Here is a 20,349-nt window from a genome sequence, read left to right on the forward strand (position 1 = left end):
ACGGAACCCTGGGCGATTCAGTGTCGCCATTGAGAGCCGTTCATTCTGAATAGTCTGTACATGGGCTATTCGCCATAGTTGGTCCAATGGGCACGAACTTTGCTATTCCGACCACGGGAAAGGTTCGCGGCTCGAGCCCAAACCGTCGCCTTTTTGCACTACATTGGTGCAATGACCCCCGCACCACCGTCTCCATCCCTTGATGTCCTTGGCACACCGGTCGCCTGGGCCGATGCCGAAGGCCGGGTCGCCGGCTGCAACCCGGCCTTCGCGCGCTGGCTGGGGGTAAGCGTGCGGCGCCTGCTGGGCCAGCCGCTGGCCTCGCTGGAAGTTCAAGGCGAAGCACTGGCCCACTTCCTGGCGCGCGGCGAACGCGACACCCTGCGCCTGCATCGGCTGGCGCTGGCCTTGCCGGGCGAGGCTCCGCGCTTTGCCGAGGGCTGGTTGAGCCGGCATGAGGAAGACGGCTGGCTGCTGGAAGCGCACCCGGTGGACGAGTTCCCCGGGCTGGACCCCACCCAGGCCCTGCCCAGCGCGTTGAGCGCGGCCCTGAAAGGTCTGGCCCATGAGCTGCGCAATCCGCTGGCCGGCCTGAAAGGCGCGGCCCAGCTGCTGTCCCGGCGCAGCACCCAGCGCGACCCGGAAGAGCGCGAACTGATCGAGCTGATCGGCTCGGAGATCGAACGCCTGAATGGGCTGCTGGAACAGCTGCTGTCCCCGGCGCCGGCCGCGCCGCATGCCCCGCTCAACATCCACGCCTCGCTGGAACGCGTGCTGCGCCTGGCCGAAAGCGAGGGCGGCTGGGCGGTGCGGCTGCAGCGCGATTACGACCCCAGCATTCCCGAACTCGACGGCGACGCCGACCGCCTCACCCAGGCGGTGTGGAACCTGGTGCGCAATGCGATCCAGGCCGGTGCCGGTACCGTCACCCTGCGCACCCGGGTGGAACATGGCGTGCGCATTGGCGACCAGCTGCAGCCACTGGCGCTGCGCCTGGAAATTGCCGACGACGGCCGCGGTGTCCCCGAAGCACTGGCCGAGCACCTGTTCCTGCCGCTGGTCAGTGGCCGCGCCGAAGGCACCGGGCTGGGCCTGGCGCTGGCCCAGCAGGTGGCGCGCGAACACCGGGGCACGCTCACCTACCGCTCGCGTCCGGGGCATACCGTATTCACCGTGCAGCTGCCGATCGGGCAGGGCACCCCCGCTGCCGAGGAGACCGCGCATGGCGGATGACATCCCCACCACGTCCCAGCGCGTCTGGGTGGTGGATGACGACCGCGCGGTGCGCTTCGTGCTGTCCACCGCGCTGCGCGATGCCGGGTACGCGGTCGAAGGATTCGATGGTGCGGCGGCGGCATTGGACATGCTGTCCAGCCAACCACCGCCGGACCTGCTGTTCACCGACGTACGCATGCCCGGCGATGACGGGCTGGTGCTGCTGGACAAGCTCAAGTCTGTGCACCCGCAACTGCCGGTGATCGTGATGTCTGCCTATACCGACGTGGCCAGCACCGCCGGCGCGTTTCGTGGCGGTGCCCAGGAGTTCCTGTCCAAGCCGTTCGACCTGGACGACGCGGTGGCGCTGGCGCAGCGCGTGCTGCCCCAGCCGCATACCGCCGTGGCTGAACGCAGCACGCCGGTAGTAGAAGCCGCGCCCGACCAGCGCCCGCAACTGGTCGGCGACACCCCGGCAATGCGCGCGCTGTTCCGCGCCATCGGCCGCTTGGCGCAGGCACCGCTGTCGGTGTTGATCAATGGCGAAACCGGCACCGGCAAGGAGCTGGTGGCGCACGCGCTGCACCACGAGTCGCCGCGTGCGCAGGGCCCGTTCGTGGCGCTCAACACCGCCGCCATTCCCTCCGAACTGCTGGAAAGCGAATTGTTCGGCCACGAGGCGGGCGCATTCACCGGGGCGCAGCGCCGCCACGTGGGCCGCTTCGAGCAGGCCAACGGCGGCACGTTGTTCCTGGACGAAATCGGCGACATGCCGCTGCCGCTGCAGACCCGCCTGCTGCGCGTGCTGGCCGAAGGCGAGTTCTTCCGCGTCGGCGGCCGCGAGCTGATCCGGGTGGACGTGCGTGTCATCGCCGCCACCCACCAGGATCTGGAAACGCTGGTAGCGCAGGGCCGTTTCCGCGCCGATCTGCTGCACCGGCTGGACGTGGTGCGGCTGCGCCTGCCGCCGCTGCGCGAGCGCCGCGACGACATCGCGCAGTTGGCCGACACCTTCCTGGCCGCGGCCGCGCGCAAGCTGGATACGCCGCCCAAGCGGCTCACCGCCGCCGCCCTGCAGGCGCTGCGCGAGCACGACTGGCCGGGCAACGTGCGTGAGCTGGAGAACGTGTGCTGGCGCATGGCTGCACTGGCCGCGTCGGACACCATCGGTGTGGCCGATGTGGACAGTGCACTGCATCGCGGGGCGGGGCCGCGCACGCGCGCGCATGGCGATCCGGGCCAGTGGGAAACCCTGTTGTCGGCCTGGGCGCGGCAACGGCTGGCCGAAGGCGCCGAAGGGCTGCACGCACAGGTCCGTGAACGGGTGGACCAGGCCTTGCTGGAAGCGGCCCTGCAGATCACCCACGGCCGCCGCGCCGAAGCCGCCGCGCGGCTGGGCATGGGACGCAACACCCTGACCCGCAAGCTGGGCGCCGGACGCCGGCGCGGCGGATGAATCCCTGTTCATGGGCCGTGGGCACCGCGTGGTGGTGCCTTTCATGGTCCGTGGACGACCGTAACGTTAGTTTGCAGACAAGGAGTTTCCGATGCGTCGTTCCCAACTCGCCCTGCTGATGCCGCCACTGCTGGTGCTGGCCGCCTGCGGCACCGCGCCCGAGCAGCGCACCGCACCGGTGCCTGCCGTGCCGGTGGTGAGCACCGCCAAACTGGCCGAAGCCAACCTGGCGCCGGCCTCGGCCAGCATCGTCAGCGGTCGCCTGGCACTGGTGCCCGATGCGCGTGGCGTGCACCTCACCGGCACCATTGGCGGCCTGCAGCCGCTGCAGACGGCCGCCTTCCACGTGCATGAGCGCGGCGACTGCAGTGCCGTTGACGCCAGCAGCGCGGGGCCGCATTTCAACCCGGGCAACCAGCCGCATGGCCGCAACAGCGCTGGGGCGCATCACGCTGGCGACATGGACAACCTGCGTGCCGATGCGCAGGGCCGGGTCAACGTCGATGTGCGCCTGCCAGCGGTTACGCTCGGCGGTGGCGCTGTTACCGATATCGCCGGCCGCGCGCTGGTGGTCCATGCCAACGCCGACGATTACCGCAGCCAGCCGGCAGGCAATGCCGGTGCCCGTATTGCCTGCGGCGTCATCCGGGTCACGCGCTGAACGCGCTGCCCACCGACGTCGTTTTTTCCCTCGTTACCTGCAAGGAGATCCACATGCGTCTGATCCATACCTCGTTGTTCGCCGCCATCGCCGCCATCGGCCTGACCGCCTGCAACAAGCCGGCCGATGCGCCGGCCGATGCCGCCACCGCCACCCCGCCGATCGCCGAAACCGCGCGCACCACCGAAGCGCCGCCGGCGATGACCAGCGAAGCCCACGCCAACCACGGCGCCGTGGCCGATCTCGCGCCGACCCAGGGCAATGACGTCAAGGGCAACGTGACCTTCAGCGTCGTCGACGGCAAGGTCCACGTGAAAGGCCAGGTCAGCGGCCTGAAGCCGAACAGCGAACACGGCTTCCACATCCATGAGAAGGGCGACTGCAGCGCGCCGAACGGCGACAGCGCCGGCGGCCACTTCAATCCGAGCAAGGAAGACCACGGCAACGTGGCCACCACCCCGCACCACGGTGGCGACATGCCCAACATCAAGGCCGATGCGCAGGGCAATGCGGTGGTGGATGGGGCGGTGTCGACCAACGTCAATATTGGCGAAGGCAACGATTCGGACATCATCGGCCGTGGGTTGATCGTTCATGCCGATGCGGATGACTACAAGACCCAGCCGACCGGCAACGCCGGTGCACGTCTGGCCTGCGCCGTCATCAAAGCCGCACCCTGATCGGTAGTGCCGGTCGTTGACCGGCACGCGCCCATCGCACAACGCCGGCAATTGCCGGCGTTGTCGTTCCAGCAGGCTGCAATCGCCGTTATCTGGCGGGGCTGCCGACAACGCGCTTCAGGTACGCATCCATCCGCGCACAGCCTTCGGCGGTGCTTTCGCACAGCGTGGCCCACGCCTGAAGGCGGCGGTGAAGCTCATGTTCGGGCACATAGGTACGCAGGCGTGCCACCGAGGGCGCCATCGGATGCGGCGCGGTGAAGATCAGCCAGGTCCTGGCGGAATACGCAGGATCCTCGGCCACCGCTGCCTTGGTGGACTGGTACGCCAGCATGCCGGGTTCGAGCGGCAGCCCACGCAGCACCTCCACATCCCTGCGCTTGGGCAGCTGCTCGACGAAGGCGGCAACCGTGGGGTATTCCAGGGCTTCGCTGTCGGCTACATTGCCGAGGATCCAGCTGTCGCCGGCCCACGCGCCTGCAGACAGCACGAGGCCAACCATCAGCGCGGCCATTGGCCGCGTGGGCGCCAGGCGTATGTCGTATCGAGATGCATGCATTGGGATATCCCGCTCAGTTCAAGCTGAAGGTCAGCGGCACTTCCTGGCCGGGTTCCGACCCGTCCATCCCGGTACCGCAGTCGAAGGTCCAGCGCCTGGCGGCGGTCAGTGCCGCCTCATCCAGCAATGCCGATCCACTGCTCTGGGCAATGATCGCCTGCCGCGCCACTTGGCCATCACCCTGCGGGTACAACCCGACCAGCACCTCGCCTTGTATTCCGGCCCTGAATGCCTGTGGTGGGTAGCGCGGTGGATTGAAGTTCTTGCTGGTCAGATTGAGCTCGCAGTGCTGCGTGGGCAGGTGAAGCACCCACTCGGCGACTCCCTCAATGCCCTCGCAGCGGTAGCGCCAGCGCATGGCGCTACGCCCCGTCGCATCGGGGCTGGTCGCCCCGTCCACCGAAACGTCAATGGGGTTTCCCTGCGCATCCACGCTGACCCGCAGGCTCACATCGTGTGCCTGCTGGCGCATGCGGGGGTAGCCCGCGGGCCGGGCCATCGGCGGTAGCGCCTGTTGGGATTGGGGATCTACCTGGCAGTCCGCCGCGGCCATCGCCGGCAGCGGCACCACACAGGCAATCAACAGCGCCACTGCGGGCGCTCGATGGAACAGTTGCATCATCTCGGCATCCTTGTCGTTCAAACCGCATCCTGGACCCACACTTACCGCGCCAACAACGCCCTCGGGTCCTGCCCGGCTTCGCAATGCACGAACAACACCGGCAGCCCATGCGCTTCCAGCACGGCTGCCATCTGCCGCTGGCGCATCAGGTACTGCTCGTAGATGCCCTGCAGGCGGTCGCAGTTGCCGGTGTCGTGGTTGTAGAAAGCGCACCAGCCAGCCGGATCGAAAAGGGCCATACGTACTTCGCCGTCAGCGTATCGAAGCAGCGGCTCCGGCGCGGCGTCCAGCCACTGCCCGGACTGCGGCGCCATCAGCGCCGTTTCGATCAGCGGCCACAATGCGGCCAGGCCTTGGTTGTCGTACTGCATCGACATCATCGCGGCCAGGTCGTTCACCGTGAAGTACCGGGCGTGCTCGATCTGTGCGCCGAACGCGTTCTGCGCCAGCAGGGCGGTATCGGCCTGGGCCATGCCCTGGGCCAGCAGAATCTCTTCCAGCGCTTCGGCCACGGTCGTGGCCTGGGCCACGTCGGTGCCGGTAAGCAGGAACGGCACCACGCGCAGGCCGCCGCCGGTGAGGCTGGCATCGGCCTGGAACGGCAGCGGTACTTCGCCGTCGGCCCCGGCGCCGAACGCCAGCAGGCGCGGGCCTTCGCTGCGGCCGGGCGCGCGCATCCGCAGTTCTTCCAGGCGGCGGTGGATCGGCCAGCCGGGGCGCAGGACCTCGGCCGGGTCGAAATGGGCGCCGGCGAACACGAAATCGAGTCCGCTCACGCCGGGGACCAGCTTGGCCAGGTCACGGCCGACGCGGTCGGCCAGTTCGCCCGCCTGCGCCGATGTCAGGGCCGCGTGGCGGGGGGCGTCTCCTCCGGCCAGTTCCAATGCCAGTACGCCAAGGGCATTCATGCCGGGGTCGGGTTTGCTCATGGGTTCACAGTTGGCCCATCACAGGGCGGCAGCTACACTTGGCCCCATTATGCCTGCTCCTTCGTGCAGGCCATGTTGCAGACACCCCTCCCATGCCAGGTATCTCCATGCCCAACGCTCGTCCCGTCGCCATTCTCGGTGGCGTCCGCATTCCGTTCTGCCGCCAGAACACCGCTTATTCGGATGTTGGCAACCTTGGCATGTCGGTACGTACGCTGGGCGCGCTGGTGGAACGGTTCGGCCTGCACGGGCAGCAGCTGGGCGAAGTGGCGATGGGCGCGGTGATCAAGCATTCCAGTGACTGGAACCTGGGCCGCGAAGCCACGCTGTCGTCGGGCCTTTCCCCGCTCACGCCCGGCATCACCCTGCAGCGCGCCTGCGGCACCTCGCTGGACACCATCATCGCGGTGGCCAACAAGATCGCGCTGGGCCAGATCGAATCGGGCATCGGCGGCGGTTCGGATACCACCTCCGACGTGCCGATCGTGTATGGCAAGAAGCTGCGCGCGCGCCTGCTGGCGGCCAACCGGGCCAAGAGCACCGGCGACAAGATCAAGACGATCCTGCGCGGCTTCAAGCTGGCCGAACTCAAGCCGGAGTTCCCCGGCGTGGCCGAGCCGCGCACCGGCAAGAGCATGGGCGACCACTGCGAAGACATGGCCAAGGAGTGGAACATTTCGCGCGACTCGCAGGACGAGTGGGCGGTGTCCTCGCACAAGAAGCTGGCTGCGGCGTATGAACGCGGCTTCTTCAACGACCTGATCGCACCGTTCCGTGGCGTGGAGCGCGACAACATCCTGCGCGCCGATACCTCGCTGGAGAAGCTGGCCACGCTGAAGCCGGCCTTCGACAAGGTGTCCGGCCGCGGCACGCTGACCGCCGCCAATTCCACCCCGCTCACTGACGGTGCCTCGGCGGTGCTGCTGGCCAGCGAGGAATGGGCCCGCGCGCACGGCCACGAGCCGCTGGCCTACCTGCGCGACTCGCAGGTGGCCGCGGTTGATTTCGTGCATGGCGAAGGGCTGCTGATGGCGCCGACCATCGCCGTGCCGGAAATGCTCAAGCGCAATGGTTTGACCCTGCAGGATTTCGACATCTACGAAATCCATGAAGCCTTTGCCGCGCAGGTGCTGTGCACGCTGCGCGCGTGGGAAAGCGAAGACTACTGCCGCAACCGCCTGGGCCTGGATGCGCCCCTGGGCCGGATCGACCCGGCCAGGATCAACCCGCTGGGGTCGTCGCTGGCCACCGGCCACCCGTTCGCCGCTACCGGCGCGCGCGTGATTGCCACGGCCGCCAAGCAGCTGGTCGAACGCGGCGGTGGCCGCGCGCTGGTGTCCATCTGCACGGCAGGTGGCATGGGTGTCGTGGCGATCGTGGAACGCTGAAACCGTAGAGCGGGGCTCTGCCCCGCTGCGAAAAAAAGGCCGCCCAAGCGAGGGCGGCCTTTATTGTGTGCGCCGGAACCGGCAGCGGGGCAGGGCCCCGCTCTACGCGGTCAGGGTACCCGCGGGTTGCCGAATTCGTCGCGGTCGACCGGTTCAACGCGCGCGTCGCGCACCAGCACCGGGTCGGTCATCAACGACTGCTCTTCCACCGTAGCGCGCTCCGGCACCACCGCATGTAGAGCGGGGCTCTGCCCCGCTGCTGCATCCCGCACCAGCCCCACGCTGCTTTCCCCACGCGACTGCCGCAACGCATTGCCATAGCACTGCGCGGCCAGCGCGGTTTCGCCGCGCGCGGTGAATACTTCGCCGAGGGTTTCCCAGGCGGCCGGGCCGGCGCCGGCGGCAATCGCACGGTGCAGGTAATCCTCGGCCTGCACGTGCTCGCCCTGGCGCGCGGCGATGCGGCCCAGCGCCAGCAGCAATGCCGGGCTGGACGGCTGCTGGCCCAGCCAGCGCTGCAGGTTGGCGTGGCGGGTAGCCAGCTTTTCAACCGGCATCTGCCCATACAGCGTGACCAGCGATTCATCCCAGCGCGTATCCAGCGCCTGCTCCAGGTTGAGCAGGGCCGGTTCATCCCAATCCAGCGCCACCGCGCGCAGCGCATAGGCCGACACCACATCGGGGTCGCTGCGCAGGGCCTTCGGGGTGGCTTCCCACTGGGCGGCCAGCGCATTCACATCGGCCGCTTCCAGCAGGGACTGCGCCGCCAGGCGCACTTCCAGTTCGGACACGGCATCATCGGGCAGCACCTTCTGCTTGCGCAGCGCGCCCAGCTGGCCGTACGCCTCGTGCGCGCGGTCGGCGCGCGCCAGTGCCTCGGTACGCAGCCACAGGCCACGCGGCGGCAGCGGCTGGATGCCCGGGGCATCGAGTGCGTTGATCGCATCCACCGGGCGCTCCTGCTGCAGCAGCCGTTCGGCCTGCAACAGCGCATAGGCGGTGGCATCGGCCGTGGACAGGCGCTGCAGGTACTGGTCCACCGCCGCCTCGTCGCCGCGCGCCTGCGCGCTGCGCACCGCGGTGACATAGGCCACCCCGCTCACTTCGTCATCGTCGGCCGCGGTGCCCAGCAGCTTTTCAGCGCGCTGCCAGTGGCCGTACTCATGCGCCTGCAGGCCTTCGATCAGGCGCGCGCGGCCCTGCTTGCGGCGGTAGCGGCCCCAGGCGCGGAACGGCGAGGCCGCCAGGCTCCACAGCAGCCACAGCACCAGCAGACCCACCAGCACCATCAGCGCCACCTGCGGCACGGTGGAGCGGTAATCGTTGCCGCCGGCGCGGTAGATCACTTCGCCGTACTGGCGCAGCGATTCGGTGCCCAGCCATTGCGCGGCCACCACGCCCAGCACCACCGCCAGCAGCAGCACCACCACGGATTGAATCGGCTTCATGTATCAACTCCCATCGCGCATGGCGCGCAGTTGCTGCAGGGTGCTGCCCAGTTCGGGCAGCGGGGGGCGTAGCACTTGGGTGCGCAACGTCTGCAGTTCAGCACGACGCTCGCGCAGGCCGGGTGAATCCGGCCACAGCCGTGGCATCCACAGCGCCACCCGGTCCAGCGCCTGTTCAAACCCGGCCTGGTCGCCGCGTTCGACGGCGGCGCGGGCCAGGGTCAGCTCCAGCTGCAGCGAATCCCACGCGGCAGTGCGCTCGGTATGGGTAAGCGGGCCCTGCACGGCGGTGGGGGTGATGGTCACGAACGGGGCCAGGACCTGGTGCCACCACGGCGGGGCGGCCGTGGTCGCTGCCGGGGCCACCTGTTCGGGCAAGGCCATCAGCGACCGCGCGAACGCGCCGAGGCGCTGATGGATGCCGGCGCGGACGCCCGGACCCAGTGCGTCGACCGCATTGCGCTCCTGCATCAAGGCCTGGCGCAGGTTGAGGAATTCGGTGCCCTGTACGTCTTCCAGCGCGGTGGCCGCCAGCGCGTACAGGCGCTTGGCACCGTCCACGTCATCGGCAAATGCCAAGCGCTGGCCGGCCTGGCTGAGCAGCAGTTCCGCTTCTTCCAGCTGCAGCGCCTGGGCGTTGTGGCGGGTGCTGTCGGCCAGACGCGCCAGATTCTCCTCCAGCAACGCGTTGCGCTGGCTCAGGCCCAGCATTTCATCGCGCAGCACCCGGTTGGTGGTGGCCGCATCCTGCACCCGCTGCGAGGTGGAGCGCTGGTCGCGGCGCAACGCTTCCACGCTGCCGGCCAGGCCCTGCACCAGCACATCTGCATCCGCCTCACGCTGCGCGACCCGCGCCTGCTGGGCCTGCCACTGGGTCCAGCCCCAGCCGGCAGCGCCGACCACCACCGCAAGCACGGCAAGCGGCAGTATCCAGCGCAGCGGTCGGTGGGGCGGGGGCGGAACTACGTCGTTCATGCAGGCATCCTTGTCGATCGCGCCGGTGCATTCACGAGCTGGCGATCGATCAGGTGCACAGCATCGCTCGCCGCCCGCAGGCCCTGCAAGGCCGCAAACGACCCCTGTTCAGGAAGATGCGGTGGTGGTGATCGCCGCGTGTGCAGCCCGCGCCAACTGCTCCGGCATCGGACCGGCGGCAAGGGTGATCCGCGCATATCCCGCGTCTGCGGCCAACGCCGCCAGCCGCTCGCTGGCCGCCACCACATGCGCCTGGCGCAGGCGCGCCAGCAGGTCCGCCGGCAGCTGCTCGTTCAGCAGGGACAGCGCCTCGGCACTGCTCACAGCCAGCACCCACGGCGCGGCCTGGCGGCGCAGCCGCTGCAATTGCCGGGGCGGCAGCCGCAGCGTGCTGCGCCGATAGACATCCACCCGCTCCAGCGCGGCACCACGTGCCTGCAGGGTGGCGGCGATGATCCCGCGCCCGCCGGGTGCAGTGACCAGCGCCGCGCGCAGCTCCTGCAGCTGGGCCAGCGCCGGCAGGTCGAGCAGGCCCTCGCTGTCCATCCGGGCCGGTGCCATCACCTCGCCAGCCCCATGACCGCGCAGCGCGGCGGCGGTACCGGCGCCCACGGCCAGCCAGAGGCCGGCATGCGTCCCATCCAGCGGCAGCAGTCGGGCGGCCGCATGCACGGCCGCCGGGCTGCTGAACACCACGCGATCGGCACCCAGCGCGCGGGCGAGCGCAGTACGGGTGGCCGCGTCGTGCCGGGCCACCAGTGCCCAGGGCGACAAGCCGATGACCTGCGCGCCCAACGGCTCGGCCGCGCGCCGCAGCGGTGCGTGCTGGCCGCGGGGGCGCAGTGACACCAGGGTCCAATCCGGCACATGTGCGTGGCTGTTCATTGCGGGCATTATGCGAGGCCTTCGTTGCAACGTCGCCGTACTGATGTCTGAACATGATTCCCTCCCCGCGCACCTGGCCGCGCTGCAGCAGGTGCTGGAGCGCATGCCGCCGGTGGCGGCCATGCAGATCCGCCTGGATGCCTATGCCGATGGCGTGCTGAGCCTGCGCGCGCCGCTGGCCGCCAACGTCAATGACAAGGGCAATGCCTTCGGTGGCAGCCTGTCCTCGGCGCTGACCCTGTCCGGCTGGGCACTGGTCACCCTGCGCCTGCGCCTGGCCGGCTTCGATGCCGATGTCTACGTGGCCGACAGCCACGTGCGCTACCTGGCCCCGGTCTACGACGACCTCCAGGCCCAGGCCCACGCCGCCGACGATGCCGACTGGGACACCTTCCTGGCCACCTTTGCCCAGCGCGGCAAGGCCCGTATCGAGGTGGTGGCCCGCCAGCCCGGCGAGGCCGGCAAGCCGGCAGCTGAACTGACCGGACGTTTCGTTGCCTTCGCAAGGCGGTAGGATGGGCGCCTTGCCGATTGGGGAATTCGCATGCGTCGTACCTTCCAGATCCTGCTGCTGACCTTGCTGGCGCTGACCAGCGTCACCGCGTTGGCCGCCAAGGAGAAGCTGACCCGCAAGCAGCGCGTTGAGCTGGAAAAGACCCAGACCGCGTACTCGTCCACCATCCGCTGGGGGACCACCGAGGAAGCGCTGCCGTACCTGGACCCGGAATACACCAGGGAACACCCGTTGACCGACCTGGAGCTGCGTCGCTACGAGCAGGTGAAGGTCTCCAGCTATCGCCCGCTGGAGAACGTGAACATGCCTGATGGCAGCGTCGGTCGGACCGCCTCCGTGGGTGTCATCAACCTCAATACCCAGGCCGAACGCCAGGTTACGGTGAAGGAAATCTGGCGCTGGGATGCCGAGGACAAGCGTTGGCTGCAGGCCAACGGGCTGCCGGACCTGTGGCAGGAGCCGCGCTGAGCCCCTGAATCGCCCGCCGGACGCCGGTTCGCCCGCATGTGCGACAATCGGCGCCCGCTAATCGACCCGTGATCTAAGTGAATTACGAAGAGCTGCTGGCCTTTGCCGGCCGAAATCCGATGTTGTCGATGGCCTTCGCGGGCCTGACCGTCGCCATCCTCGTCACCGAGGTGCGCCGCCTGCTGCGCGGCTACAAGTCGATCAAACCGGCGGAGCTGACCCAGCTGATCAATGCCGGCGGCGCGGTCGTGGTCGACCTGTCTGCGGGCACCGATTTCGAAAAGGGCCATATCGCCGGCAGCCGCAACGTGCAGCCTGCCCAGTTCGGGCCGGAGCACAAGCTGGTGGCCAACGCCAAGCAGAGCCCGGTCGTGCTGGTGTGCCGCACCGGCACCGCCTCGGAAACCGCCGCCAAGGCGTTGAAGAAGGCCGGATTCGAGCAGGTGCATGTGCTCGACGGCGGCCTGCCCGCCTGGCAGCAGGCCGAGTTGCCGCTGGTCAAGGGCCGCAACTGATTTTGCCCGGATTGCGCGGCACGCCTTGTGCGCGCCGCCACACGCCCCCATCGCAGGGCATGTAACAATCTAATTTACTGCACTTATATTTGGAGCAACAGGAAATGTCCGAAGCGAACACCAACGGCGCCATCGCGCCGGCCGACGCCGCCACCGGCCCCGCGTTCACCGTCGAGAAGATCTACGTCAAGGACGTTTCCTTTGAATCGCCCAACGCCCCGGCCGTGTTCAACGAAGCCGTGCAGCCGGAGCTGCAGCTCAACCTGAACCAGCGCGTGCAGCGCCTGGGTGAGAGCGCCTTCGAAGTGGTGCTGGCCGTGACCCTGACCTGCAAGGCCGGCGACAAAACTGCCTACGTGGCTGAAGTGCAGCAGGCTGGCGTGTTCGGCCTGGTGGGCCTGGACCCGCAGTCGATCGACGTCCTGCTGGGCACCCAGTGCCCGAACATCCTGTTCCCGTACGTGCGTTCGCTGGTCAGCGAGCTGATCCAGGCCGGCGGCTTCCCGCCGTTCTTCCTGCAGCCGATCAACTTCGAAGGCCTGTACGCCGAAACCCTGCGCCAGCGCCAGGAACAGGGCGAAACCTCGCTCGCCGATTCCGAGCCGGCCGGCAACGCCTGATCGGCGCTGCAGCAATGAGCAACAACGCAGACAAGATCGCCGTTCTCGGCGCCGGCTCCTGGGGCACGGCCCTGGCGAGCCTGCTTGCGCGGCACGGTCGCGAGACCGTGCTGTGGGGGCGCGATGCGGCGATGGTGGACGCCATCGACCAGCGCCACGAGAACACCCGTTACCTGCCGGGTATTCCGTTGCCGGAATCGCTGCGCGCCACCACCGACCTGGCTGCGGCCGTCAAGGACGCGACGTGGATCCTGGTGGTGGTGCCTTCGCACGCGTTCGGTGAAACCGTACGCGCGCTGGCGCCGCTGCGCCCGGCGGCTGCCGGCGTGGCGTGGGCGACCAAGGGCTTCGAACCCGGCTCGGGGCGTTTCCTGCACGAAGTGGCGCGCGAGGTCCTTGGAGCGGACGTGCCGCTGGCGGTGGTGACCGGCCCGTCGTTCGCCAAGGAGGTCACGCTGGGCCTGCCCACCGCGATCACCGTGCACGGCGACGATGCGGACTTCGCCCAGCAGGTGGCCGAAGCGATGCACGGCCCGGCCTTCCGCGCCTACACCGGCGATGACATGGTTGGTGCTGAACTCGGCGGCGCCATGAAGAACGTGCTGGCCGTAGCCACCGGCGTGGCCGATGGCATGCAGCTGGGCCTCAATGCCCGTGCCGGCCTGATCACCCGCGGCCTCAACGAGATGCTGCGGCTGGCCGCTGCGATCGGGGCCAAGCCGGAAACGCTGATGGGCCTGGCCGGCCTGGGCGATCTGGTGCTCACCTGCACCGGCGATCTCTCGCGCAACCGCCGCCTGGGCTTGGCGCTGGGACGTGGCCAGAGCCTGCAGGACGCCGTGCGCGACATCGGCCAGGTGGTGGAATCGGTGCAGACCGCTGACGAGGTCATGCGCCAGGCACACCGCCACGGCATCGACCTGCCGATCTCGGACCGGGTCCGCGCCGTACTGCACGGCGAACAGACCCCGGAAGAAGGCCTGCGCGCGCTGCTCGCCCGCGAACAGAAACCGGAATACCCGGACACGCTGTTCAAATGATCGGAAGAACCCCGGCCTCGCCGGGGTTTTTTTTGGGACTGGCGACGATCACCACCCCGGACGATCACCCTGCCGGTAGCGCCGACCGTTGGTCGGCTGCTTTCCGTTCCGGCGACGCAATCGCCTGAAACGCAAAAACCCAGCTTGCGCTGGGTTTTTGCGTGGCACCCCGACGAGGTGGAGCCAGATAAGTGAAGCCCGGCCTACTAAGCCGGGCTTCATGGCGTGAGGGAGAGAGAGATCACGCCATCCAACAACGTACCTTGCAGCTACTGGCTTACCAGGTGAAGCGCGGGCCGACGAACCATTCCTTGTCGCCGCCCTTGGCCAGCTTCACTTCGCCGCTCAGGCCCCAGTTCGGGGTGAACTTGGCCTGTGCGCCGACACGGCCGTAGAACTCGCCATCCGGGTTGATGCCGTGCTTCTTGCTGAAATCTTCGTAGCCGGCCAGCGCGTAGCCTTCAATCATCGGAGTGAACGCGGTGCGCACGCCCACTTCGGTGGCGTAGCCGTTGAAGTCCAGGCCGTGCTTCGGATCGAACTTCTGGTACGCGACGCGGGCCACCAGGTCGGTGGTCGGCGCGATGCCGTAGTTGTAGCCGACGCCCACGCGCCACTGGTCAACGTCGGCGTTGCCGCGCTTGGTTTCCTGCGAGTTGTAATCGCCAAAGATGTGGAAGTTCGGCGCCACGGCAACCGAGCCCTTGGCGGCCCAACCGTCGGCGTCGCCACCCTTGGCATCGGTGTTCACATAGCCGCCTTCAACGTAGTTGTACGACAGGCCTTCGGCAGCCGAAGCAGCGAACGGCAGCGCGGCGCACAGGCCCAGGGCGAGCAGGGAGGTCTTCATCATCGGGAACACACCTTTTTTATTTTTGGTTTTGCCGACCGTCCCCTTGGGGAGGGGAGAGAAGGACGTTCGACAGGTGTTAATTATCCGTTGGGCGCCTCAATCAACCCTGAATATTGAACTGAGCGGTACATGAATGAAGCGGGCATTCAGGGAACTTGGGGAATGTTCGTAGCCGTGAGCGAATAGTTCGTGCAGGTTGCACAGACTATTGGATCAATGACCTACACAAACTATTGGATCAATTCCGGAGCACGAAGCGGTACACCGATGAGTTCAAGCTCGAGGCGGTCCGGCAGATCGTTGGGTACGGCCGTCCGGTATCCGGCCAACTCAACAGACGGATCTACGCAGAGTGCGGAAGCCGTCATCCCACCTCAGGAAGACCCGAACACTATGGTTCAAGAACCAACTTGTGGAGGCGATCGGGGCTGGGCCGACTTACGCGTCCACGGCCGAGTTTTTGCCGAACACGGGACTACAGCGTCACCGCAGCCAGGAGTAACTTCCTCGTCTGACGTCTGAACTCAGCCGAAGACTTGGCTTGGAAAAATGCCGCGTCGAAAAGGCACCTAAGGGATGCCACTATCGCTCTCAAGCGCTTCCACTCGAAGCGAGACCAGCTGACGCTCAAGTCTTTCACAAGGCTCATTGCCCGAGAGTCAGGCGCTCCTTTGAATGTTGTTAGGAAGCTCGTGGGTCTGACGGCCGAATGATAGCTAATTGGCCCAGCTTTCCCCTTAGCTCTGCCTGCAACCCAGATTGAGGGCGATACCCAAGCGCCTGTGCCCCGACCCGGCGCCGTCGGCCTTCCAGCCGCGGAGTGAGGGGCTCGGTCATCGGCCAGAACTCCATATACGACGGCTTAGCTAAGTGGTGCCGCAAGGCGGCACTGCCACTAGGCACCCTCTTCGTAGCCTGCCGCTCCAGTTCACCCGCAGACTCAGTTCACTTTGGTGGCCGCCATCCATCTCCACGCCGGCGTTAGATCGACCCAGTCGAATTCATTACCCAGACTCCCGTCATCGTTGACGATCCGAAGACGCGTGTCCTCCCGCGTAACGAATAGAACCTTCCCATAGATCTTCGGCGTCCTTTGTGCCTTACGGCTCGCGTCCTTCGTACTTTCCTTAGTCTCCAACATGCGAATCTCGGCATCCACACCTTGCGGATACTCTAGGCAGACAATGAAGTCCGGGTAGAAGTAGTTCCTGTGCTCATTCCTCACTATCCGGACCGACCAGGGCTTACGTGATGGGTTGCGGTGCCACCACACTACGTGATCATCTCGCTCCATAGATTGGATGAACTCACGCTCCTCATGATTAACTCCCGCAGACCCATCGATCCCGAATACCGACACGACACCATTAGCATGGGCCAGCCTATCCTTGAACATCGTCGTTTGGCCTTCGATATCCAAGCTCTCACGGGCATTCGCGATGGAATTTTCTAGGGGTGGGATAATGCCATATAGGTTCTTCTGAGCCTGTTCCAACGCCCTGTTCAAGGGATACAGCAGGAATTGGGGCAACGGGGCTGCGTCTGCAATGGTTGCGAACTCGGCGATAGCGTCTTGCACCATTTCACCGATCCGCTGGGCGTCACGACGCACGACCCAACACGCGGCATCGCGCGCCAAGCGATCAAGCTGTTTATCGTCCACTGCGGAGCCACTCGCGTCACTTGGCGGAATCGCCACATCCTCCCGCAAGCGCCCCGCCAGCGCTCCAATAAAGATCCGCACGTCGGCGTCTTCAACCTGCGGTATCTTTTTCAAACTTGCCGCGGCATCTCTTGCCAAAGATGCGCGATCAGTAATGACCGTGACCTCTTCTGTACGGATGTTGTCTTCATCCTTGGTGAGCTCGGTATGTATCTCAATATCCCGTAGCAGGTTGTAAGCGGCCCGGACGGCGAAAGCGATCTTGTCTTCACTCAGGGGCAGACTTATGGCGACATGCATCGAAACTCTGGCCATATCGGCCATGGCGGGCCGGCTCTCCTGCTTGAACAAAGCCGGGGCTGCACGCAGCCTGACGTTGAGCCGATATGCTTTTAGGCCTTGCTCTTTCAACCGCTGCAGGACTTCTTCCTCATTGGCGGGGGCGCCCGCAGACGTTGGCGCGGTTTCCACCACCCAATCGGCGTCCATTATGGTCGTACCCGTGTCCGCGGCACCCTCTATGCTGAACAGGCTTGGCTGCGTAGTCCCTGTGCTTGGCAACCGCTCGGCGTCCTCTTCGTCGGGCTCATCGATAGGGATGGCGGGTCTGGGATCGGAGTCATAGAACGCCGGCAGCTGAGGCGAGGTTTTATTGCTAATGACCACGGCGCCGCTTTTGGTGTGCTTGACCACCATCTGCTCTGTCTGGCCTTCCAGCTGACTCTTAACCGCCCCGACGGTGTTGACCGCCGACTGGAAACCTGTCTGAGCATCGCCATCAGCCAGGTAGATGAACGCCGTATCCAACGCATCCGGGATTTCCTTCGGTTTAGGGAACGCATCCCGTACCTGAGGCGCCACCCGCATGACGCGCCCGATGAACTGCATAGCGAAGTCCGCATCGTTGACGAGTTTCGTAGATGCTAGGACGAACGCTCGCGGCGCATCGAAACCCGTACCCGCTGACTGCTTAAAGATCAGCACCTCCTTGCTATGGTCGTTGGCAATTGCTGCCATCAGCACGGGGTCTGGCTCATCGGCAGAGTGAACGCCAATTGCTCCCATCGGCACACGGCACAGGCGGATCAGATCCTCGCGCGCCTCGTCAACGGTCTTATCACCATTGGCGACCTGCACCAACAGAAGCGGGGTCAGTTCGATGTCCGCGGCCTTAAGGGTCTTCTTCAACCACAGATGCTTCTTCCAAGCTTGACGTAGGACCGTACGCTTGAGGTCGGCTACTGTAGAGATGGTCCGCTGCAGATCGTACCTGACCGCCTCAATGTATTTCTTATTCAAGCGCGCTTCGACCGCTTGGGCTCGGCTTACAATGAATGACGTACGCGCTTCCTTGCCAGCTTGGCTCAAGAACTGATCTAGCACGGCATCTTTGGGTGTGGCCGAGGCCATGACTAGATAGTCCGGCTTGACCCACAACGCAAAAGCCCCGAACTCAGTTCCAGTCTTGAGGCCGATATGGGCCTCGTCCACAACAAGTCCTAGCTTCAACTTTCTAGCGCGTGCCAACTCAACGAACTCGTTCAGTGCCCTTTGGTCATCGTTTGCTCCGCTGGAATACCCCGTTTTGCGATCTTTGGCACTGGCGACGCCAGCAGCAGTCGATAGCAAGACCATGCCCTTCGCGGGCTCCTGGTTACGGCCACGCGAGAGCATCACTGGGAACAGCCGTCCATCCGCATTGCCTAAGATGGCGTCCTCAGTCTGCTGGACCAAGTTCACATATGGTACGAACCACAGCCAGACAGTGTCCTGTGTCGCCGAAACCTTCGATAGGGCCCGCACAAGCATGAAAGTCTTGCCCGAACCTGTGGGAGAACGAAGCAACACAGGCGGCGAGGGTTGAGTGAGCAAGGCCGAGGCAAGGTTGCTGATGATGTCTTTCTGGAAGCCAATGGGCTCGAGGCTGTCAGACTGCGCGACAACGAAATCCATGTTCATGAACGTCCCTCTGCCTGACCGCCCAACAAGGCGTCTGCCAGACTATGGCAGTTCGCATCTACCCCACGTGTTTCGAGCGCCTCTTGCAGAGCCACCGGACGATCGCAATACACACCAATGCGTTGGACACCATGTACCTTGGGCCAGGCCACCAGCTCTTCAAGGACTTGGGCATTGACGTCCAAGCAGAGAAGTATGTCGTGATCGCCCGCTCTAGCAATGTGTTGAACCACACCAACAGGTTGCTCCCAAACTGCGTGTGTCAATCGCATACTTAGATGCGCCAGCGCATTGTCCGCCTTCGCCTCAAATGGCAAGTCTGCAGGGGCCAACTTGTTGAGCCGCAAATAGGCGAACTCACCCCCTTGATCTACTGTATAACCAGGTTTTCCGGCAAAGCCCCGACTAACTCGACGCATGCGCTCTGCGGTGATGTCTCGGCAGACGTTTTTGTCTGGCTCGCGCGCAGTCATCTCAGTACTGGAACAAAGAATGTATCGACGCTCACCGTCGTCTTCAGCATTCAGCTCAAGCACTGCCTGCCCCGTCGTAGCGGACCCCGCAAAGAAATCCAGCACAATGTCCCCAGGCTTGGTTGTCTGGGCAAGGAGGTTTCGGATTAGCGTCGGAGGTTTTGGGTACTGGAATGCCTTCGATCCGAACACCTCCTGAATGAACTCAGTACCCTCGCCTGCTTGAGGCGATCGGAGCACTGCGAAGTCCTCGTCATCATAGATCTCGGTCAAACGTGCGATCCATGACCCCAAGGGATTAGTGTGGCTGCGCAGGTCGCTCCAGTGCTTCTTGAAGAGAGGGCGCCCAAAGCCGACAGTCTTCCCAACCCAGAAGTTTAGATCTGGAGTCTCCCGAGTCAGTAGCGGTCGCTTTCTTTTCGGGGTCACGGGTACGTCGCCAGCATCGATAGAAGCGAGCAATTCCTCCTTTGAGCCCCAAATCCGTGTTTCTTCATCCTCTGAAAAAAGGATCTTCTCCTGTCGCACCCACTCCTCCATTGTCTCGGATTGGAGCTTAGTGGTGTCTTCGACCCGATCTTCAGTTGCATAAGCCCAGACCCGGTTCTCATCACATGGGTACCAGCGATCACGCCTCGGGTCGTGCAGGGGGTAATACAGGTTTGCTCGATCAAAACGATCGAAAGCAAGGGTTAGAGGGTCGCCATTCCAAGGGCCACGCGGATCCTTATCAGGGTTTTTGTACTTCTTCTGAGTCTTCTCAGTTCCGTTGAAAGCAAACCCCTCATTGCCGTAGACGAGAATATGCTCATGGACATCGCTGAAGTTTCGATCCTTGGCACTCGTTGTGTCTCGAGTGCGCCAAACCAGGCTACCTACACGACGTCCTGGGAACACCTCATCCATCAGCACCTCCAAGCGCGCCCGATTCTCGTCATTAATCGATACCAGAATCACACCATCCCGTGTCAACAGATCGCGGGCCAGCATTAAACGTTGGTAAAGAAACTCCAGCCACATAGAGTGCCGGTACCGATCAGTCTTTCCAACGTAGTCATCGTTGTAGACCCAGTCCCTGTTGCCGGTGTTATAGGGAGGATCGATGTAAATCACTCTGATGCGACCGGCATGGGTCGCCTTAAGTAGACGAAGCGCATCGAAGTTGTCCCCTTCGATGATCAAGTTGCGATGCACGAACTTCTCAGCCACGCTGGTCGGCTTGTGGCTCAATTCAGGCACGAGCTGAGGCAGCACAATGTTGGCATTTAGCGCCTCGTCGTGCTCAATGGCATTGCGCTCCCAGGTCAGCCCTAGCTTGCGCTTAGTGAGATGTTCGACGAGCAGTCGACGGAGCTCTGGGGCACCAAGTTGGCCCAAGTGGGCGAAGAGGTCCGTAGGCTTTTCAGGTTGGGTCATGAGCTCGATC

19 protein-coding genes are annotated in these 20,349 nt (G+C 65.1%); 10 read left to right on the forward strand and 9 right to left on the reverse strand.

All coding sequences use genetic code 11. The annotated features are described in order from the left end of the window. Positions 1–171: 171 nt before the first annotated feature. The 4 genes from J7J08_RS13050 (at position 172) to J7J08_RS13065 (ending at position 4,012) form a co-directional block, all read left to right on the forward strand. Complete coding sequence (locus J7J08_RS13050) at positions 172–1,233, forward strand: ATP-binding protein (RefSeq protein WP_214906304.1); 1,062 nt, start codon at positions 172–174, stop codon at positions 1,231–1,233. Then, positions 1,223–2,671 (forward strand): nitrogen regulation protein NR(I), encoded by a 1,449-nt coding sequence (gene ntrC / locus J7J08_RS13055; RefSeq protein WP_214906307.1) that lies wholly within the window; start codon positions 1,223–1,225, stop codon positions 2,669–2,671. Before J7J08_RS13050 ends, ntrC begins: the two co-directional genes overlap by 11 nt. 91 nt (positions 2,672–2,762) lie before the next feature. Continuing rightward, a complete protein-coding gene (locus J7J08_RS13060) occupies positions 2,763–3,332 on the forward strand; it encodes a superoxide dismutase family protein (protein WP_214906310.1) in 570 nt (189 codons plus the stop codon). Positions 3,333–3,385: 53 nt separating this feature from the next. Next, positions 3,386–4,012, forward strand: a complete 627-nt coding sequence (locus tag J7J08_RS13065) for a superoxide dismutase family protein (protein WP_214906313.1) — start codon at positions 3,386–3,388, stop codon at positions 4,010–4,012. Between the two features lie 88 nt (positions 4,013–4,100). Here J7J08_RS13065 and J7J08_RS13070 read toward each other — a convergent pair whose 3' ends face one another. The 3 genes from J7J08_RS13070 to J7J08_RS13080 form a co-directional block, all read right to left on the reverse strand. Next, complete coding sequence (locus tag J7J08_RS13070) at positions 4,101–4,571, reverse strand: hypothetical protein (RefSeq protein ID WP_214906316.1); 471 nt, start codon at positions 4,569–4,571, stop codon at positions 4,101–4,103. Between the two features lie 13 nt (positions 4,572–4,584). Then, positions 4,585–5,163 (reverse strand): energy transducer TonB, encoded by a 579-nt coding sequence (locus tag J7J08_RS13075; protein ID WP_214906319.1) that lies wholly within the window; start codon positions 5,161–5,163, stop codon positions 4,585–4,587. A gap of 71 nt (positions 5,164–5,234) precedes the next feature. Further along, entirely contained in the window at positions 5,235–6,122 is an 888-nt protein-coding gene (locus tag J7J08_RS13080; RefSeq protein ID WP_214906322.1) for a hypothetical protein, read from the reverse strand. 92 nt (positions 6,123–6,214) lie between these two features. On the opposite strand from J7J08_RS13080, the gene J7J08_RS13085 reads away from it, so the two are divergent. Continuing rightward, on the forward strand, positions 6,215–7,510 hold the full coding sequence (locus J7J08_RS13085) for an acetyl-CoA C-acetyltransferase (protein WP_214906325.1): 1,296 nt from the start codon (positions 6,215–6,217) through the stop codon (positions 7,508–7,510). Positions 7,511–7,620: 110 nt separating this feature from the next. On the opposite strand, the gene J7J08_RS13090 is transcribed toward J7J08_RS13085, so the two are convergent. From J7J08_RS13090 to J7J08_RS13100, 3 genes are all read right to left on the reverse strand, one after another. Further along, complete coding sequence (locus J7J08_RS13090) at positions 7,621–8,958, reverse strand: heme biosynthesis HemY N-terminal domain-containing protein (protein WP_214906328.1); 1,338 nt, start codon at positions 8,956–8,958, stop codon at positions 7,621–7,623. A gap of 3 nt (positions 8,959–8,961) precedes the next feature. Next, complete coding sequence (locus tag J7J08_RS13095) at positions 8,962–9,933, reverse strand: uroporphyrinogen-III C-methyltransferase (RefSeq protein ID WP_214906330.1); 972 nt, start codon at positions 9,931–9,933, stop codon at positions 8,962–8,964. Positions 9,934–10,041: 108 nt separating this feature from the next. Then, positions 10,042–10,818 (reverse strand): uroporphyrinogen-III synthase, encoded by a 777-nt coding sequence (locus tag J7J08_RS13100; RefSeq protein WP_214906333.1) that lies wholly within the window; start codon positions 10,816–10,818, stop codon positions 10,042–10,044. Positions 10,819–10,861: 43 nt separating this feature from the next. Between J7J08_RS13100 and J7J08_RS13105 the strand changes: the two genes are divergently transcribed. The 5 genes from J7J08_RS13105 (at position 10,862) to J7J08_RS13125 (ending at position 13,975) form a co-directional block, all read left to right on the forward strand. Then, a complete protein-coding gene (locus J7J08_RS13105) occupies positions 10,862–11,332 on the forward strand; it encodes a YiiD C-terminal domain-containing protein (RefSeq protein WP_214906336.1) in 471 nt (156 codons plus the stop codon). A gap of 30 nt (positions 11,333–11,362) precedes the next feature. Further along, the gene (locus J7J08_RS13110; RefSeq protein ID WP_214906339.1) at positions 11,363–11,800 is read left to right on the forward strand and encodes a hypothetical protein; all 438 of its coding nucleotides are present in this window, start codon (positions 11,363–11,365) and stop codon (positions 11,798–11,800) included. A 77-nt stretch (positions 11,801–11,877) separates the two neighbouring features. Next, entirely contained in the window at positions 11,878–12,315 is a 438-nt protein-coding gene (locus tag J7J08_RS13115) for a rhodanese-like domain-containing protein (RefSeq protein WP_214906341.1), read from the forward strand. A 104-nt stretch (positions 12,316–12,419) separates the two neighbouring features. Then, positions 12,420–12,935, forward strand: a complete 516-nt coding sequence (secB, locus tag J7J08_RS13120; RefSeq protein ID WP_068848278.1) for a protein-export chaperone SecB — start codon at positions 12,420–12,422, stop codon at positions 12,933–12,935. Positions 12,936–12,949: 14 nt separating this feature from the next. Further along, complete coding sequence (locus J7J08_RS13125) at positions 12,950–13,975, forward strand: NAD(P)H-dependent glycerol-3-phosphate dehydrogenase (protein ID WP_214906344.1); 1,026 nt, start codon at positions 12,950–12,952, stop codon at positions 13,973–13,975. A 277-nt stretch (positions 13,976–14,252) separates the two neighbouring features. On the opposite strand, the gene J7J08_RS13130 is transcribed toward J7J08_RS13125, so the two are convergent. The 3 genes from J7J08_RS13130 to J7J08_RS13145 form a co-directional block, all read right to left on the reverse strand. Beyond that, a complete protein-coding gene (locus J7J08_RS13130; protein WP_214906400.1) occupies positions 14,253–14,825 on the reverse strand; it encodes an Ax21 family protein in 573 nt (190 codons plus the stop codon). Between the two features lie 943 nt (positions 14,826–15,768). Next, the gene (locus tag J7J08_RS13140) at positions 15,769–18,450 is read right to left on the reverse strand and encodes a DEAD/DEAH box helicase family protein (RefSeq protein WP_214906348.1); all 2,682 of its coding nucleotides are present in this window, start codon (positions 18,448–18,450) and stop codon (positions 15,769–15,771) included. After that, positions 18,447–20,339 (reverse strand): site-specific DNA-methyltransferase, encoded by a 1,893-nt coding sequence (locus J7J08_RS13145; RefSeq protein ID WP_214906351.1) that lies wholly within the window; start codon positions 20,337–20,339, stop codon positions 18,447–18,449. The genes J7J08_RS13140 and J7J08_RS13145 overlap by 4 nt, the downstream gene beginning before the upstream one ends. Between the last annotated feature and the right edge of the window lie 10 nt (positions 20,340–20,349).

Origin of the sequence: Stenotrophomonas sp. ISL-67 (assembly GCF_018612915.1) — a bacterium.
Taxonomy (GTDB): domain Bacteria; phylum Pseudomonadota; class Gammaproteobacteria; order Xanthomonadales; family Xanthomonadaceae; genus Stenotrophomonas.

Bases quoted from the DNA above. Each gene is read 5' to 3' on its own strand.
- J7J08_RS13095 (WP_214906330.1), bottom strand. From the start codon at position 9,933: ATGAACGACGTAGTTCCGCCCCCGCCCCACCGACCGCTGCGCTGGATA.
- J7J08_RS13070 (WP_214906316.1), bottom strand. From the start codon at position 4,571: ATGCATGCATCTCGATACGACATACGCCTGGCGCCCACGCGGCCAATG.
- J7J08_RS13080 (WP_214906322.1), bottom strand. From the start codon at position 6,122: ATGAGCAAACCCGACCCCGGCATGAATGCCCTTGGCGTACTGGCATTG.
- J7J08_RS13050 (WP_214906304.1), top strand. From the start codon at position 172: ATGACCCCCGCACCACCGTCTCCATCCCTTGATGTCCTTGGCACACCG.
- J7J08_RS13060 (WP_214906310.1), top strand. From the start codon at position 2,763: ATGCGTCGTTCCCAACTCGCCCTGCTGATGCCGCCACTGCTGGTGCTG.
- J7J08_RS13065 (WP_214906313.1), top strand. From the start codon at position 3,386: ATGCGTCTGATCCATACCTCGTTGTTCGCCGCCATCGCCGCCATCGGC.
- secB (WP_068848278.1), top strand. From the start codon at position 12,420: ATGTCCGAAGCGAACACCAACGGCGCCATCGCGCCGGCCGACGCCGCC.
- J7J08_RS13140 (WP_214906348.1), bottom strand. From the start codon at position 18,450: ATGAACATGGATTTCGTTGTCGCGCAGTCTGACAGCCTCGAGCCCATT.
- J7J08_RS13130 (WP_214906400.1), bottom strand. From the start codon at position 14,825: ATGAAGACCTCCCTGCTCGCCCTGGGCCTGTGCGCCGCGCTGCCGTTC.
- J7J08_RS13100 (WP_214906333.1), bottom strand. From the start codon at position 10,818: ATGAACAGCCACGCACATGTGCCGGATTGGACCCTGGTGTCACTGCGC.
- ntrC (WP_214906307.1), top strand. From the start codon at position 1,223: ATGGCGGATGACATCCCCACCACGTCCCAGCGCGTCTGGGTGGTGGAT.
- J7J08_RS13125 (WP_214906344.1), top strand. From the start codon at position 12,950: ATGAGCAACAACGCAGACAAGATCGCCGTTCTCGGCGCCGGCTCCTGG.
- J7J08_RS13105 (WP_214906336.1), top strand. From the start codon at position 10,862: ATGTCTGAACATGATTCCCTCCCCGCGCACCTGGCCGCGCTGCAGCAG.
- J7J08_RS13090 (WP_214906328.1), bottom strand. From the start codon at position 8,958: ATGAAGCCGATTCAATCCGTGGTGGTGCTGCTGCTGGCGGTGGTGCTG.
- J7J08_RS13085 (WP_214906325.1), top strand. From the start codon at position 6,215: ATGCCAGGTATCTCCATGCCCAACGCTCGTCCCGTCGCCATTCTCGGT.
- J7J08_RS13110 (WP_214906339.1), top strand. From the start codon at position 11,363: ATGCGTCGTACCTTCCAGATCCTGCTGCTGACCTTGCTGGCGCTGACC.
- J7J08_RS13145 (WP_214906351.1), bottom strand. From the start codon at position 20,339: ATGACCCAACCTGAAAAGCCTACGGACCTCTTCGCCCACTTGGGCCAA.